The sequence below is a fragment of the Cobetia sp. D5 genome (assembly GCF_035666195.1).
Classification (GTDB): domain Bacteria; phylum Pseudomonadota; class Gammaproteobacteria; order Pseudomonadales; family Halomonadaceae; genus Cobetia; species Cobetia amphilecti.
Window position 1 is genome coordinate 274,741 of record NZ_CP142020.1, and the last position, 15,467, is coordinate 290,207.

Consider the following 15,467-nt stretch of genomic DNA (forward strand, 5'->3'; position numbering starts at 1 on the left):
ATACCATAATTATGCAGAAACCCTACAAGACTTATGTGTCAGTCTAGTGCCTCTGGTGTGTCTCATGGTGTGAAAATCGTGATGTCGCGCCGGCTCAAGTGGCTGACCGGAGACGTTCGCATGCTCCATCGACTTCCCGAATTTTCCGCACGGCCAAGCGTGGCTGATACGTCAGCGCGCTCGCGCCTGTCGCGCATGACACTGCTCGCAGTGGGGCTGGTGCTGCTGAGTGGTTGCTCGGCCCTGTCCGGCAAGGACCCGCTGGCCGCGAATGACAGCGCTGGCCTGCCCGAAGCCTGCATCTTCCCGCGTGAGGGCGATGCCAATCAGTGGTTGCGTGCCGCGGCGCAGGTCGTCGAGGCCCGTGGCTACAAGATCCGCGAGAGCGAACAGGCGCTGGGCGTGGTGACGGGTGAGCGCAAGGTGGACCAGCCGGGGCTGGGCGCGATCGATGGGCCCTTCGGCTCGCGCATCGGCTTCTCGGTGGGCTATGGCGTCGCGGCGGGCAATGATTTCGGCGTGGGCGTCGGCAATGACACCTTCCGCGATGACCCGATCAGCTTCGAGCGCATCTCGCTGGTCGCGCCGGATGAGCGCGTGCGCGTGATCCGCGATGAGCAGGTCATCAATCAGGGCGGCTACGTCATCGATGCCCGCCCTCACAATGACAGCGACAGCTGCCGCCAGATCGAGCGTCAGCTGCAGGCCGCGCTGGCGGGTCGTGATCCACGGGAGGTTCGCTGATGAACATGCGCAAGGCATCTCCACGCTCGCTGTGGCAACGTTTGGGGCTCGCGACGCTGCTCGCTGGCCTGCTGGTGCTGGGTGGCTGCATGAATCAGCCGACCCATGCGCCGGACTCGCGCACCGCGGTGATCGCCCCCAACAGCGGCACCCTGACCTCCCAGCAGGTCTTCGCCACCCTGCTGACGACGCTGGCGGAGCGTGGCTTCATCATCGAGCGCGCAGACCCGGATCTCGAGCGCCTCGATGCCAGCTACGCTGCTCGGCCGCCGCTGGCGCTGGAAGCCTGGGTGAGCGAGGTCAACGGCCAGATTCGTCTCAGCGTGAGCGGTGACAGCAATGGTGCGGATATCGCGCCGGGCCGCCTCGACAACCTGCTGGTGGAGGTCGCCGTGGCTCTGGATGCGCGCACCGTGCCGGTGATCGGCGCGCCGTGACCGCCCCGCGCATGCCAACCCCACTCATGCCAACCCCACGAGGCGGCCCTCGGCGTCGCCTCTCTGGCCTTGTCCACCACTTTGCAGGTGGGCAGTGCCGGAGCCCGGGCGAGCCCGCGCTCGCGCGGTGTGATGGCCCATGACACTGAGTGCGCTGCGCCGTCGGCGTCTGGCCTGGCTGGCGCTCTCGGCCAGTCTGCTGGCCGGGCTGATGGCCTTGTTTGCTCTCTGGCATTGGGAGCTGGCGCGTGGCGAGCGTGATGCTCGCCAGCACGCCGCGACTCGTCTGAATTTCTACGCCAGCACGCTGAATGCCGAGTTGTCGCGCTTCCAGTGGCTGCCGGAATTGCTGGCACGCCAGGCCCGTGTGCGTATCGCCCTTGGCGAGCAGGGCGTTCCGCCTGCGGCAACGCCGCCTGTTATCCCCTCAGACGAACGCGACGCCGCCAGTGCCGCCGCTCCCCTCGGTTCGAGCAGTGATCTCAACCAGCACCTGCGGCGTGTCGCGCGTGCCTCCGGCGCGGCGGCCATCTTTTTGACCGACCGCGACGGCATGACCGTGGCCGCGAGCAACTTCGATGAGCCAGACAGCTTCGTCGGCTATCGCTACGACTATCGCCCCTACTTCATCGATGCCCTGGCGCGCGGGCGCGGCGAGTTCTTCGCCGTCGGCAATACCACCGGGCGTCCCGGCTATTTCGTCTCGGCGCCGGTGCTGGGGGCCGAGGGCGAGCCGCTGGGCGTCATGGTGGTCAAGGTCTCGCTGGAGGCGCTGGAAGATACCTGGCGCCAGGCGGGGGAGACGGTGCTGCTCGCCGATGCCAATCGCATCGTCCTGCTGGCCTCGCGGCGCAACTGGAAGTATCGCGCGCTGGAGGCGATCGAGCCGCAGGCGCTGGACAGCATTCGGGCACAGCAGCAGTTTCGCGGGGCGCCGCTGACACCGCTGTCGCGGGAGCTGGAAGACGGCAGCCTGGTGCTGGGCGACAACCACGAACTGGCGGCGTCGGAGATCGCGCGGCTGCCGACGGCGGCGATGGGCCAGCGCTATCTGGATGAGTCGCTGGCCAGCGGGCCGCTGGGCTGGCAGCTGCATTTTCTGATGCCGCTGCGGCCACTCTATATCCAGGCGCGCAATGTGGTGCTGGTCGGGCTCGCCGTGATCCTGGGACTGGCGATGATGGCGCTGTGGATGCGCGAGCGTCAGGCGCGCCTGGGGCTGATTCGGCGTGAAGCGGTGATGATGCGCGAGATCAACGAGCGCCTCGAGGAGCGGGTCGCCCAGCGCTCGCGCGAACTCGAGGCCACGCGTGATGAGCTGGTGCAGGCCGGCAAGCTGGCCGCGCTGGGCACCATGGCGGCCGGTATCGCTCATGAGCTCAATCAGCCGCTGGTCGGCATTCGTACCTATGCCGCCAGCGGCGGCAAACTGCTGGCGCGGGGCATCGCCTCCGCCGCTACGCGCCCCGAGCTGACCGCGCGTGCCGCCGAATCCGCCGCCAGCAACTTCACGCGCATCAGTGAGCTGTCCGAGCGCCTGGCGGACATGATTCGCCAGTTGCGGGTCTTCGTGCGTCCGGCCAGTCAGCAGGCGCCCGTCGCCCTGGCGCTGGCGCCACGCATCGACTTCGCGCTGGAACTGCTCGCCGAGCGAGTCACCGCCCTCGACCTGACGGTGGAGCGGGACGCGCTGCCCCGAGACATCATCGTGATGGGCGAGCAGGTGCGTCTCGAGCAGTTGCTGACCAACCTGATCCGCAATGCGCTCGATGCGCTGGAAGGGGAGCAGAAAGCGCAGCAGGCCGATCAGCAGAGCGATGCGCCGGAAAACAAGCGCGCGGCCCCGCGACTGCGCCTCAGTTGGCAGGCCTGGCCGGCAGTGGCCAGCCTTGAGGGGCAGCCGGGCGGATGTCTGCGTATCGAGGACAATGGCCCCGGCATCGACCCCGCGCTGCGTGCCACGCTGTTTGATCCCTTCACCACCACACGTGAGGTCGGCGAAGGCATGGGGATGGGGCTGTTTCTGAGTTATGGCCTGGCGCGCGACCTCGGTGGCCTGCTGCGTCTGGCCGATGGCGCTTCAGTGTCTGAACCAGCTGATGGCTCCTCGCTGTCTGAGGGCTCCTCGCTGGCTGAGGGCTCTTCAGTATCTGAACCGGCTGAGGGCTCCTCGCTGGCTGAGGGCTCCTCACTGGCTGAGGGCTCTGCGCTGGGCGGCGCCTGCTTCGAATTGTGGCTACGCACGCCGGCGTCGGAGGCAACGCATGCAGCCGACGGTACCGAACAATACGGCAGCGGGCAGCAATCCGTGACATGACGGGGTATATGCACGAATGACAGGCTATACGCATGACAGCGATGGCTTCGAGGGCGCAGAGGAGTTTGCCGCCACGGGGCTGGAACCGGCAGAGCTGCGCCTGCAGCAGGACAGCGATCTGACCCATGAGGCGCCGGTATGGCTGGTGGATGACGATCCGGCGGTGCGCGAATCCCTCGCCCAGTGGCTGGAGCTGGCCGAGATCCACCTGCGCTGCTTCTCGCGCGCCGAGGCGCTGCTGGAAGCCCTGGCTGCCGCCGAGCCGGTCAGCGTGGTGATCAGCGATATCCGCATGCCGGGCATGGATGGCCTGACGCTGCTGGCGCGGCTTGCGCTGCAGGCACCGGAGCTGCCGGTGCTGATGATGACCGGTCACGGCGATGTTGCCACGGCCGTTGCCGCGATGCAGGGCGGCGCGCGCGACTTCATCGAGAAGCCGTTTGACCCCGAAGCGCTGGAGCTCAAGCTGCGTCAGGCGCTGGCGGGGCGGCGTCTGAGTGATGAAAACCAACGCCTGCGCCGCCGCTTGAGCGTGCGCGGCCTCAGTGGTCTGCTGCGGGGCGAGAGTCGGCAGATTCGCCAGCTGCGTGAGCGACTGCTTGAATTGCGCGGGCACCCGGCGCGCGTCTGGATCAGCGGCGAGGCGGGCAGCGGGCGCAGCACTCTGGCACTGGCACTGGCCGAGCATGCGCCACCTGCCGACGCATCGTCCTCATCTACCGCCATGCCGCCGGCGACGACGGCCTTGCTGGCGCGAGTGGAATGCGCGCCCCTGTCGCAAGCCAGGGCAGAGGGCGCGGAGGCACTGGCGAGCGCGATCGAGGATGCACTCGCGGCATGTCCTGCGGCCAATACCTTGCTGCTGCATGAGGTGGACCACCTGAGTGGCGCGCAATGGCAGTGGCTGGAAGGCTGGATCGCCGCGCGTGAGGACGGCGCCCGACTGGCGCCACGGCTGGTGTGCAGCGCGCAGTGCAGCGTGGGCGACGTGATGGCAAGCGGGTCGCTGACGCGTACTCTCGGTCATGCACTGGCCGAGATCGAACTGACGACACCCGCCCTGCGCGAGCGGCGCGAGGACATCCCGTTGCTGATGGCGCATTTCAGCCGTCAGGCCGCCGAGGTGCATGAGGTGGAGGCGCAACCCTTCGCCAGCGGTGAGCTGGCCGCATTGATGGCGGCGGACTGGCCGGGCAATCTGTGGCAGCTGCGCCAGGCCGCCAGTCGCCGCGTGGTGCTGGGGGAATCGCCCACCGCGCGGCAGTCATCCGCACCGGGCAGTGCCTCAGCGGAGGAGGGCACAGGCGAGACCGGCAATGGGGCGAGCGACGAGGCGCTGGCGAGCAGCGAGGAGCATGGGCTGGCGGCACAGGTGGCGATGTTCGAGTCGACCTTGATTCGCGCCGCCCTGACTCGCGCACGCGGCAACATCGCTCAGGTGCTGGAGGAGTTGGCACTGCCGCGGCGTACGCTCAATCTCAAGATGCACAAATACGGGCTGCGCCGTGAAGACTTTCGTCATGGCCATGATGATCCGGCGAACTGACCGTCGCCGCTGCCTGTCGAAGGTGTCCTCGGGCCGCGTCAGGATGCCGCCCGTTTTGTCATGAAGTAACATCCTGCCAATCCCTTCCTGTCGTCCCCGTGACGTTCTGCCGGAGTTTCCCGATGTCTGTTGCTGTTCATCGCCTGGTGGCGGCGCTGTCGTCCGCGCTGGCGCGTTTCCCGTCTCGTCATGGCCTGCGCCCCGCGGTCTGGCTGACACCGTTGTTGATGCTGGGCACCCTGGTGGCCAGTCAGCCCGCCGCCGCCCACCCGCACGGCTGGGTCGATCTGCGGGTGACGCTGCGCCTCGATGATCAGGGGCGGGCCGTCGCGATGCGCCAGTATTGGCTGCTCGACCCCTTCTACAGCCTGACGCTGCGTCAGGAGCTGGCCGCGCTCGAGGACGATACCAGCATGGAACAGCGCCTCGATGTGCTGGGCAGCGAGATTCTGGCCAATCTGTCGCAGTTCGATTACTACACCCATGTCACGCTGGATGGCGAACCCGTGGCGCTTGGCAAGGCGACGCGCCAGACCACCTGGCTCAAGGGCGAGCGTGTCGCCTTCCAGATGGAGCTGCCGCTGGCCGAGCCGGTGGCGATGGCTGGCCATACCCTCAGTTATCGCATCTATGACCCCACCTATTACATCGAGATTCTGCATGACCCGGATGCCATCGCCGTGCAGCAAGGGCTGGTGGTGAGCGGGCTGGAAGGGCAGGACTCGGCGCTGAGCTGCACGCCGGGCATCACGCCGGCCGACCCGGACCCGTCCAAGGTCGCCGAGGCCTCGATGCTGGATATCAACGCCACCGCACCGATGGATCTCGGCCAGTACTTTGCCGAGGTCGGCAGTGTCAGCTGTGAGGTGGCTGATGAGCAGTGAGCCGAAGGACACCAGCGGACTTGGCGATATCAAGAGCCTCAAGGGCATGCGCGATGGCTTGCTCAAACCCGCCTCGTCGCGGGGGCGGCGCCTGGCCGGCTGGCTGGCGGTCGGCTGCGGGCTGCTTGTGCTGGGCATGGCGCTCTGGCCAAGCCTGGTGCAGGGCTGGGGCGAGGCGCTGGGGTGGATCTTCGCCGAGCAGTCGCGTTTCCAGCGCTCGCTGGGGCGCGCCATGAGTGAGCTTGCCGCGCATCCCGGCACGCCCTGGGCGCTGATCGGGCTGTCCTTCGCCTATGGCGTGCTGCATGCCGCGGGCCCCGGGCATGGCAAGGTCGTCATCAGTACGCTGCTGGTCAGTCAGCCCATCGTTCGGCGCCGTGCGCTGTGGCTGTCGTTGCTGGCGGCCTTGCTGCAGGGCGTCAGTGCGCTGGTGCTGGTCGGCCTCGGGGCGGGGCTGCTCGACTGGGCGGGGCGCGATGTGCTCGGACAGGTCGAGAAGGTCACCCTGCTCAGTCATCTCGGGGTGCTGGTGCTGGGGCTGTTGCTGCTGTGGCGCGCCGCTCGCACGCTATGGCGTGTTGTCAGGGCACAGCCTGTCTCAAGCGTGGGAGCGCCGCAGGCGCCAGCGATGCAGGGGCTGGCGTTCGAGCCGTCGCCTGGCCACGACCACTCACATTCTCACTCTCACTCTCACTCTCACTCTCACTCTCACTCTCACGGCCACGCTCATTCACACGGGCATGACTGCGGCTGCGGCCATGCGCATGGCGTGACGGCGGAGCAGGCCAGTGGCGACTGGCGCACCATGGGCATGGCGGTGCTGGCGATCGGCCTGCGGCCGTGTTCCGGCGCGATTCTGGTCTTGCTGGCCGCGCTGGCGCTGAACATGGTCGGCAGCGGGGTACTGGCGGTGCTGGCGATGTCTTTGGGCACCGCGCTGACGGTGGGTAGCGTGGCGATGGCCACCTTGATCATGAAGGCCAGCGGACGCCTGGCGGCGGCCGGCTCGCGCCTGGGTGGGTCTCACCCGGACAGCCGCACGCGCCGTCAGTGGCCGTGGGCGGCACTGGTCGGGCTGCTCGGCGGCATCATCATCACGGTCTTTGGCGCTCTGCTGGTCGCCAGCAGTCTCAAGGCGCTGGACTCTCCCACCGGTCGTGGTGCTTCGCCCTTCGATCGCTCGGCGCCGGGCACCTCCCTCCAGAGCCCTCTGGGCCCGCGGTCGTCAGGGCAGAGCTCAGGCGACAAGTGAGGCCTGCGGTGCCGCCCTAACTACCTGCTACACGCTACCTGCCATCTACGAAAACGGGGCCCATTGGGCCCCGTTTTCGTAGATGTGAGAGCGTGGATGACAGTGTCTGCGAGAGCGCAGATGTCAGTGACAGCGCAGGTGATGCTGTCAGTAGGAATAGCTCGGCAGCTCGGCGATCTTCATGCGCAGGGTGTCGACCAGCACCGTCAGCGCTTCGCTGTCGTGGGGCTCGGCCGTGCCGACGCCCCACACCGGCCCCGGCCAGGCTGCATCATCGCTGCGGCGGGCGATCACGTGCATGTGCAGCTGCGGCACCATGTTGCCCAGTGCGCCGATATTGAGCTTCTCGCCGCCGCTTACCGTCATCAGCAGCTCGCCCAGCTGGGTGGTTTCCTGCCACAGCTGCTGCTGGGCGCTGCTGTCCAGCTCGTAGATCTCGCGGATGGCATCGCGGCGCGGAATCAGTACCAGCCACGGATAGCGCGCATCGTTCATCAGGCGCACGGTGCACAGCGGCAGGTCGGCCACGAAGTGAGTGTCGGCGTCCAGCTGCGGGTGAAGGCTGAAGGGGGTCATCGTCTCTCCTTGATCGGATGGAGCAGGGCGGGCGTGAGTCGAGGGCAAAGGGTAACCCGAATCGTGGCGGACTCCCTGGCGTGAACGCCCGCGAATGCCCTCAGTGTGACCAGATCGGCAGAATCCTGCCACTTTGCGGATTGCCCGTGCGCGCTGTGGGGGCTGCGCAATGCCCCCATCGCCAAATACCGCGCCGCGCGGACAGTTGCTAACCTTCTTCCTACGCTGATGCAGAGGCTCGCAACGAACGCCCCACGCAAAAGAGGGCTACCTTGCGCATTGTCGGTCGCGACATGGCCAGCACCGCCCAGGGCCAGAGCCTGCTCAGCCGCAATGTCCGTCTGCCTACCCACATTACAAGAATGCTCAACCTGCGCCCGGCAGGTTCGCCAAGGAGTCACTCCATGCAAAAACGCCAGTTCCTCAAGGCCGGTCTCGGTCTCGCCATCGCAGCCTCTCTTGGTCTCAGTGCCGTGGCTCAGGCGGAAGGCAAGTACATCATGGGTACCGCCACCACCGGTGGCACCTTCTATCCGGTCGGCGTGGCACTCTCCACGCTGATCAAGGTCAAGCTCGAGCCGACCGCCGGCATCTCCGTGTCCGCGATCTCCTCTGCCGGTTCCGGCGAGAACCTCAAGCTGATGGAAGAGGACCAGGCCCAGTTCGGCATCATCCAGGGCCTCTACGGCGCCTGGGCATGGAATGGCACCCCGCCGGTCAACAAGGCGCACAAGAACCTGCGCAGCATCTCGATGCTGTGGCAGAACGTCGAGCACTTCGTGGCCCGCAATGATGAGGTCAAGTCCGGCACCATCGAGGACATGACCAACTTCTACGGCAAGAGCTTCTCCATCGGCAAGAAGAACTCCGGTACCGAAGGCTCGGGTCGCTTCATCCTCGAGCAGCTGGGCATCGATGCCGACAAGATGGATCTGGCCTACATGGGCTATGGCCCGAGCGCCGACGCGATGCAGAACGGCAACATCGACGGCATGAACATTCCGGCCGGCGCACCGGCCTCCGCCGTGACCCGTGCCTACGCCAACTTGGGCGGCGAGATCACCACGCTGGACTTCACCGAAGAGCAGCTGGCCAAGGTCAACTCGCAGTTCGAGCTGTGGACCCCGTATGAAATCGCCGCTGGCACCTACCCGGGCCAGGACGAGGCGATCAACACCATCGCCCAGCCGAACATCCTGGTGGTGCGTGACGATGTCTCCGAAGAAGACGTCTATCAGATCACCAAGACCATGTACGAGAACCTGCCGTTCCTGAACAACATCCACCCGGCCACCAAGGCCATGGCTATCGACAAGGCCATCGCGGGCCTGCCGCTGCCGCTGCACCCGGGTGCCGCACGTTACTTCAAGGAGCAGGGCATCGAGATTCCGGCGCGCCTGATCGCCGAGTGATCCACACCTGATGTTCCCGCTGCCCTCATCGCTCGCCTCTGGCGGCGGTGAGGGCAGTGCAGTTTCCCAGACCAATAAACCACCGCCGGTCCGGCGCCATGACACTGCCCAGCGTGGGCAAGGTGAGGCGCAGGACCAGAGCAGTGCCCACGAATGATTGCTGTAGAAGCCCGTATTCTCCTCGCAAGCCCGGGCGCATGGTGACGTGAGTTGCCGCTGCGCCATCGCTGTCTGACCCCGTTTTGAGGCAACGCCATGCATGATTCCCGCTCGCCAGAGCCCTCTCGTCCCACTGATAGCGAAGCGCAGGAGCCGGATCTTTCCGGTGTGCGTGACGAATCCACCGAAGCTGCGCCGTGGCGCATGGACCTGCCCTGGTTGGGGCGTGCCGTCTTCGTGATCTCCATCGTCACCTGTCTGGTGCATCTGTACTTCAATACGCTCTCGACCCTGTCGGAATTGTGGGTGAGCGCCCTGCACTTCGGGTTGTTCGGTCTGCTGTGTGCGCTGACCATTCCGATGCTGACCCCGGCCGGTGATGGTGCCAAGCGTTGGGTGTTGGGCGTGGATATCCTGCTGGGGCTGGCGGCGCTGGGTTGCGGCCTCTATCTGATCGGCTTCGAGGATGCGCTCTATGATCGTGGCGTGGTGTTCTCCACCGCGGACTGGGTGGTCTCCATCGTGGCGGTCGGCCTGATCCTCGAGTTCGCGCGTCGCACCACCGGCTGGTTCATCCCGGTGCTGTGTCTGATCGCGCTGACCTACGTGGCCTGGTGGGGCAAGTATGTCGGCGGCGTGTTCAACTTCCCGGGCCTGACCTGGGAGACGGTGCTGTTCAGAAGCTTCATCGGTGGCGAAGGGATGCTGGGCTCCATCGCGCGCATTTCCTGGTCCTACGTGTTCATGTTCATCCTGTTCGGGGCCTTTCTGGTCAAGTCCGGCGCGGGTGACTTCATCATCGATCTGGCGCGCTGCGCGGCGGGTCGCTTCAAGGGTGGCCCGGGCTTCGTGGCCGTGTTCGCCTCCGGCCTGATGGGCTCGGTGTCCGGCTCGAGTGTCGCCAACACCGTCTCCACCGGCGTGATCACGATTCCGCTGATGCGCCGTGCCGGCTTCCCGGCGCGCTTCGCGGCAGGCGTCGAGGCTGCTGCCTCGACCGGTGGTCAGCTGATGCCGCCGGTGATGGGCGCGGGCGCCTTCATCATGGCGTCCTACACCCAGGTGCCGTACCTGACCATCGTCGGCGTGGCCGCCTTGCCGGCGCTGCTCTACTTCCTGTCGGTGGCCATGTTCGTGCGCATCGAGGCCAAGCGCTCCGACGCCACGGCGCTGGACGACCCGCAGGGCCCGCGCCTCAAGGACGTGCTCAAGGATGGCTGGCACTATCTGGCACCGCTGTTCGTGCTGGTCGGTGCACTGATCTACGGCTTCACGCCGACCTACGCCGCCGGCATCGCGATCCTGTCCGTCATCGCGGCCTCGTGGCTGTCGAAGAATCCGATGAAGCTCGGTGACATCATCGAGGCGATGCTGGCCGGGGTGCGCAACATGACCACCACGGCGATCCTGCTGATCACTGTCGGCCTGATCGTCAACGTCGTCTCCACCACCGGTATCGGCAACACCTTCTCGCTGATGATCACCGACTGGGCGGGTGGCAGCCTGCTGATCACCATCATCCTGATCGCGCTGGCGTCATTGATTCTGGGCATGGGCCTGCCGGTGACGGCGTCCTATATCGTGCTGGGCACGCTGTCCGCCCCGGCGCTCTACAACCTGATCGCCCATTCCCAGCTGGTGGATCTGCTGGCGGCGGGCAACCTGCCGGAGCAGGCCAAGGCCATCTTCATGCTGGCAGCACCGGACAAGCTGGACCTGCTGGGCGCGCCGATGAGCATGGACGCCGCCCGCGAACTGCTGGCGCTGGTGCCGGATACCTTCCAGAGCCAGCTGTATGAGCAGGCGCTGTCGCCGCACGTGCTGACCATGGCGCTGGTGAGTGCGCACATGATCATCTTCTGGCTGTCCCAGGATTCCAACGTCACACCGCCGGTCTGCCTGACCGCCTTCGCGGCAGCCGCGATCGCCCGCACACCGCCGATGAAGACCGGCCTGATGGCCTGGAAGATCGCCAAGGGCCTCTACATCGTGCCGCTGCTGTTCGCCTGGAGCCCGCTGATCTCCGGTGACATCGGCGAGATGCTGACGGTGTTCGTGTTCGCGCTGTTCGGGATCTACGCCATCGTCGCGGGCCTGGAAGGCTATCTGGAGCACGAACTGCCCTGGTGGCTGCGTCTGGCGATGTTCCCGCTCGGTGCGCTGATGCTGTGGCCGCATGGTCAGCTGACCTACGACCTCGCGGGTCTGGTCATCTTCCTGGGCGTGCTGGCCTACAGCGTGCGTCAGAGTGGCCGGCAGGAAGCGCTGGCGCACTGAGCCAGGCGTGTCGGATGAGCGCCAGACGCGTCAGCCGATGTGGCTGAAGCAGGCGTGATGCGACGCGATATGCTATGAACGATGCCCGGCATCACTTTCCCCGCTCAGTCGCGAGGGTGGTGTGTCGGGCATCGCGCGCTCTGGGGCATGTCCGCCTCGGGCGTCTTCACTCAACGGGATGGCGGGACAAGGAATGTCGGCATGATGTCGGATGTTGCAGGGCTGACCAGCGGCCTTGATCTGATCAGCGTAGTGGCGCTGATCGCACTGGGTGGCGTGGCCGGTTTCATCAATGTGCTGTCGGCGGGTGGCTCGATGCTGACGCTGCCATTGCTGATGTTTCTCGGCCTGCCGCCTGCGCAGGCCAATGCCACCAACCGCGTGGCGATCGCGTTGCAGAGTGCTACCGCGACCAGCACCTTCCTCAAGGCGGGCGCGCACAACATGGGGGTGGCCTGGCGGCTGGCCGTACCCGCCGTGGCAGGCGCCATGCTGGGCGCCTGGCTGGCGACCCGCATCAGTGCCGAGGCCTTCGAGAGCGTTCTGATCGTGGTGATGGTGGTGTGTTCGATCATGATGCTGCTGCCGACGCCGCGCATCGACACGCGTGAACTGACGCCGGAGCGCATCACGCCCGTGGTGTTGCTGGCGATGTTCGGCATCGGCATTTATGGTGGCTTCATCCAGGTCGGTGTCGGCGTGCTGTTCATCGTGGTGCTCTACCGGCTGCTCAAGATCGACCTGACCCAGGTCAACGTCTTCAAGGTCTTCATCGTGTTGATGTATACCCTGCCGGCGCTGGCGGTGTTCGTGTTCGATGGTCAGGTGCGCTGGGCCTACGGTCTGGTACTGGCGGTCGGCAACATGAGCGGCGCCTTCCTCGGCGCGCGGGTCAACATGAGTCCCGCGGGCGCGCGGTGGGTCAAGTGGCTGACGGTCGCGGTCATCTTCATCATCGTGCTCAAGCTGGCGCTGACCTGATGCTGGCCTGATGCTGACCTTATGCACGACACGGAGTAAGCTCGCGGTAATCTGAGCGAAATGCCAGTCTGTCCTGTCGACACACCGGCATGCCGCTCACCCCCTATTCATGATGGCGCCGAGCCCGGCTATGGCGTCTCTTCCTTCATCGTTCAGGAGTCTTTCCTCATGCAAGCCATGGTCATCGAGCAGTACGGCGGTCCCGAAGTGTTCGTCGAGCGCGAACTGGAGACCCCGACACCGGCGCGGGGGCAGGTGCGCATCAAGGTGACGGCTTCCAGCATCAACCCCATCGAGACCAAGCTGCGCAGCGGGCTGGTCAAGTCGCACCCGGAATTCCCGGCCATTCTCAATGGCGATGTCTCCGGGGTGGTCGATGCGGTCGGCGAAGGCGTGACGGACTTTTCCGTCGGGGATGAAGTGCTCGGTTGTGCCGGTGGCGTGAAGGGCTGGCAGGGCGCTCTGGCGGACTACATGATCGCCGACACCCGTGTGATCGTGAAGCGTCCGAGTCTGGCAGCGCTGACGCTGGAAGAGTGCGCGGCCTTGCCGCTGGTGTTCCTGACGGCCTGGACGGCACTGGCATCACGCGGTCAGATCAAGGAAGGCGAGCACGTGCTGATCCATGCCGGCACCGGCGGCGTCGGCCATGTCGCGGTACAGATCGCCAAGTATCTGGGCGCGCATGTCACCACCACCGTATCCAGCGAAGCCAAGGCGGATCTGGCGCGTCAGCTGGGCGCCGACGAGATCATCAACTATCGCGAGGAAGCGGTCGCGGACTACGTGACGCGCCTGACCTCCGGGCGTGGCTTCGATCTGGTCTTCGACACCGTCGGTGGCGACAATCTGGATCGCTCCATCGAGGCCACCGCGACCTCCGGTCGTCTGTGCTCCATCAATACCCGCTCGACCCACGACCTGACCCAGCTGCACTCCAAGAACCTGTCGCTGCACGTCATCTTCCGCTCGGTACCGCTGCTGACCGGTATCGGCATGGACGACCAGCCGGAACTGCTCAACGCCTTGAGCGAGATGCTCGAAGCCGGTGCGGTACGTCCACTGCTCGACGAGCACCAGTTCAGCTTCCGTGACGTCGCCAAGGCGCATGAGCTGCTGGAGTCCGGCGAGGCGCTGGGCAAGATTCTGCTGGTAAATCGTTGAGTATTGGCACCTTCGGTCAGTGAGGGTGTCTTACCTTCATTGGCCGTTGATCAGGAAGAGAAGTGATGAGAATGACGCGTTTGATGGTGGCTGCCCTGTTGGTGGCCAGTGTGAGTCTGGCCGGCTGCAATACCGTGGCCGGTTTCGGCAAGGACCTGGAGCATCTGGGCGGTTCGATCGACAACGCCGCCAGCTGATTGCCCGAGAGAGAGGAATGCCCATGCGACGATTCATGATGATGACTGGCACCGCGCTGCTGTTCGGCCTGCTGTTGGGTGGCTGCAATACCGTGGAAGGTTTCGGGGAAGATCTCGAGCACCTTGGGGGTTCCATCGAGGAATCGGCCAGTTGAGGGCACTGTCCATGACATGGGCGGCGAGTGAACAAAACATGAATCTCACCCCTTGAAAGCCCATGGGGCGGCCCAAGGTATGAGGGTAGAGGCGCAGGAACTGGCGTCTTTACGAGATTTCTCGATATTCACTACCGCAAGGAGCATGACCATGTCCCGCACCATTGCACTCATCTTCGCCTCTTTCTTCACTCTGGCCGCGCTTTCCGGCTGCAACACCGTTGACGGTGCCGGCCAGGATGTCGAGCATGCTGGCGAAGCTGTCCAGGACGCCGCTCAATAAGCGACGCCCCGGATAGTGGTGATATCCAACGCCCGGCCATCGCGCCGGGCGTTTTCGTGTCTGATCGCCAGACATGCAGGCGTGCTGACTGACGGGCCGCCTTGCGTCATCATACCGCTGACGGCATGCGCCCTCAGCGTACGTCACCCCCGCCACCGCGAGCCAAGGGCCCGACATGGATCATCGACAGTTGAGTTTTCTGGTCGCGCTGGCCAGTGAGCGCCATTTCGGTCGCGCAGCGCGAGTCTGTCATGTCACCCAGCCGACGCTGTCGGCGCGCCTCAAGCAGCTCGAGGAGGAGCTGGGCACGGCGCTGATACTGCGCGGCCACCGCTTCGAGGGCTTCACGCCGGAAGGAGAGCGCGTGCTGACCCACGCACGGCGCATTCTCGCCGAGCTGGATGAGCTGAAGGGAGACCTGTCGCCGGACGCGGTGCTGACCGGGCGCCTGTCACTGGGCGTGGTGCCGTCGGCGCTGGCGGCGGTCGGCGAGTTTCTGCCGCGGCTGCGCGAGGCCTTTCCGCAGCTCTCGCTGCGCCTGCGTGAGCTGTCGACCTCATCGCTGGCCCAGGGGCTCGAGGATGGCGAGCTGGATCTCGCGGTCGGTTACCCCGCGGCGCCGGCCATGAGCGGCTTCGCCTGTCGGCCGCTCTATCAGGAGCATTCGGCGCTGATCGCCAGTCAGACGCATTTCCGCCTGCCCGACGCGCCGCAGTGGGAGTGCCTGCGTGACTATCCGCTGGTGTTGCTGACGCCGGAGATGCAGCAGCGGCGGCGCCTCAATCAGCAGTTCGAGCTGCTGGGGCTGCAGCCCTCGCCCTTGTTGGAGGCCAATTCGATTTCCGGCCTCGGCGTGATGCTGGAGGCTGGCCTGGGAGTCAGCGTGCTGGCGGAGAACCTGGCCGATTCGCGGCTTGGTGAAGGGCTGATCGCGCGTCGACTGCCCGGCGAGGGCGAGACGGTCGGGCTGTTGTGGCGCAGTGGTCAGCAGCGTAGCCGACGGCTGAATGCCGTGCTGGAACTGCTGCGTTCGCTGCCTCACTCGGCGGGTGTGGCCGATTGAGCGAGCCTGCAACGCAGAAC

General features: G+C 65.8%; 15 protein-coding genes. 14 read left to right on the forward strand and 1 reads right to left on the reverse strand.

Annotation, left to right across the window (positions count from 1 at the left end; genetic code table 11):
• Positions 1 to 120: 120 nt before the first annotated feature.
• The 6 genes from U0O11_RS01245 (at position 121) to U0O11_RS01270 (ending at position 7,180) form a co-directional block, all read left to right on the forward strand.
• Positions 121 to 744 carry a hypothetical protein gene (locus U0O11_RS01245; RefSeq protein ID WP_324691201.1) on the forward strand — a complete coding sequence of 208 codons (624 nt, stop codon included), beginning with the start codon at positions 121 to 123 and terminating at the stop codon, positions 742 to 744.
• Positions 744 to 1,181, forward strand: coding sequence for a hypothetical protein (locus U0O11_RS01250; protein ID WP_324691203.1), 438 nt, complete (start codon positions 744 to 746; stop codon positions 1,179 to 1,181). The genes U0O11_RS01245 and U0O11_RS01250 overlap by 1 nt, the downstream gene beginning before the upstream one ends.
• A 139-nt stretch (positions 1,182 to 1,320) precedes the next feature.
• Positions 1,321 to 3,498 (forward strand): sensor histidine kinase, encoded by a 2,178-nt coding sequence (locus tag U0O11_RS01255; protein ID WP_324691205.1) that lies wholly within the window; start codon positions 1,321 to 1,323, stop codon positions 3,496 to 3,498.
• Between the two features lie 16 nt (positions 3,499 to 3,514).
• Entirely contained in the window at positions 3,515 to 5,044 is a 1,530-nt protein-coding gene (locus U0O11_RS01260) for a sigma-54-dependent transcriptional regulator (protein WP_324691208.1), read from the forward strand.
• A gap of 122 nt (positions 5,045 to 5,166) precedes the next feature.
• Positions 5,167 to 5,928 (forward strand): DUF1007 family protein, encoded by a 762-nt coding sequence (locus U0O11_RS01265; protein WP_324691210.1) that lies wholly within the window; start codon positions 5,167 to 5,169, stop codon positions 5,926 to 5,928.
• Positions 5,918 to 7,180: a nickel/cobalt transporter gene (locus U0O11_RS01270; protein ID WP_324691212.1), complete on the forward strand. Its 1,263-nt coding sequence runs from the start codon at positions 5,918 to 5,920 to the stop codon at positions 7,178 to 7,180. Before U0O11_RS01265 ends, U0O11_RS01270 begins: the two co-directional genes overlap by 11 nt.
• A gap of 147 nt (positions 7,181 to 7,327) precedes the next feature.
• Here the strand turns inward: U0O11_RS01270 and U0O11_RS01275 are convergent, their stop codons facing one another.
• A complete protein-coding gene (locus tag U0O11_RS01275) occupies positions 7,328 to 7,756 on the reverse strand; it encodes an HIT domain-containing protein (RefSeq protein WP_054555248.1) in 429 nt (142 codons plus the stop codon).
• 404 nt (positions 7,757 to 8,160) lie between these two features.
• Here U0O11_RS01275 and U0O11_RS01280 point away from each other — a divergent pair, with 404 nt between their 5' ends.
• From U0O11_RS01280 to U0O11_RS01315, 8 genes are all read left to right on the forward strand, one after another.
• Positions 8,161 to 9,168, forward strand: a complete 1,008-nt coding sequence (locus tag U0O11_RS01280) for a TAXI family TRAP transporter solute-binding subunit (RefSeq protein ID WP_043333219.1) — start codon at positions 8,161 to 8,163, stop codon at positions 9,166 to 9,168.
• Between the two features lie 363 nt (positions 9,169 to 9,531).
• A complete protein-coding gene (locus U0O11_RS01285) occupies positions 9,532 to 11,604 on the forward strand; it encodes a TRAP transporter permease (protein WP_324692480.1) in 2,073 nt (690 codons plus the stop codon).
• Between the two features lie 201 nt (positions 11,605 to 11,805).
• A complete protein-coding gene (locus tag U0O11_RS01290) occupies positions 11,806 to 12,585 on the forward strand; it encodes a sulfite exporter TauE/SafE family protein (protein WP_225347489.1) in 780 nt (259 codons plus the stop codon).
• Positions 12,586 to 12,753: 168 nt separating this feature from the next.
• Positions 12,754 to 13,749 carry a zinc-dependent alcohol dehydrogenase family protein gene (locus U0O11_RS01295; protein ID WP_324691217.1) on the forward strand — a complete coding sequence of 332 codons (996 nt, stop codon included), beginning with the start codon at positions 12,754 to 12,756 and terminating at the stop codon, positions 13,747 to 13,749.
• Positions 13,750 to 13,814: 65 nt separating this feature from the next.
• Positions 13,815 to 13,946 carry an entericidin A/B family lipoprotein gene (locus U0O11_RS01300; protein WP_084589348.1) on the forward strand — a complete coding sequence of 44 codons (132 nt, stop codon included), beginning with the start codon at positions 13,815 to 13,817 and terminating at the stop codon, positions 13,944 to 13,946.
• A 23-nt stretch (positions 13,947 to 13,969) separates the two neighbouring features.
• Positions 13,970 to 14,101 (forward strand): entericidin A/B family lipoprotein, encoded by a 132-nt coding sequence (locus U0O11_RS01305; protein WP_107335644.1) that lies wholly within the window; start codon positions 13,970 to 13,972, stop codon positions 14,099 to 14,101.
• A gap of 151 nt (positions 14,102 to 14,252) precedes the next feature.
• The gene (locus tag U0O11_RS01310; RefSeq protein ID WP_043333217.1) at positions 14,253 to 14,384 is read left to right on the forward strand and encodes an entericidin A/B family lipoprotein; all 132 of its coding nucleotides are present in this window, start codon (positions 14,253 to 14,255) and stop codon (positions 14,382 to 14,384) included.
• A gap of 175 nt (positions 14,385 to 14,559) precedes the next feature.
• Complete coding sequence (locus U0O11_RS01315) at positions 14,560 to 15,447, forward strand: LysR family transcriptional regulator (RefSeq protein WP_213113684.1); 888 nt, start codon at positions 14,560 to 14,562, stop codon at positions 15,445 to 15,447.
• The last annotated feature ends 20 nt before the right edge of the window (positions 15,448 to 15,467 follow it).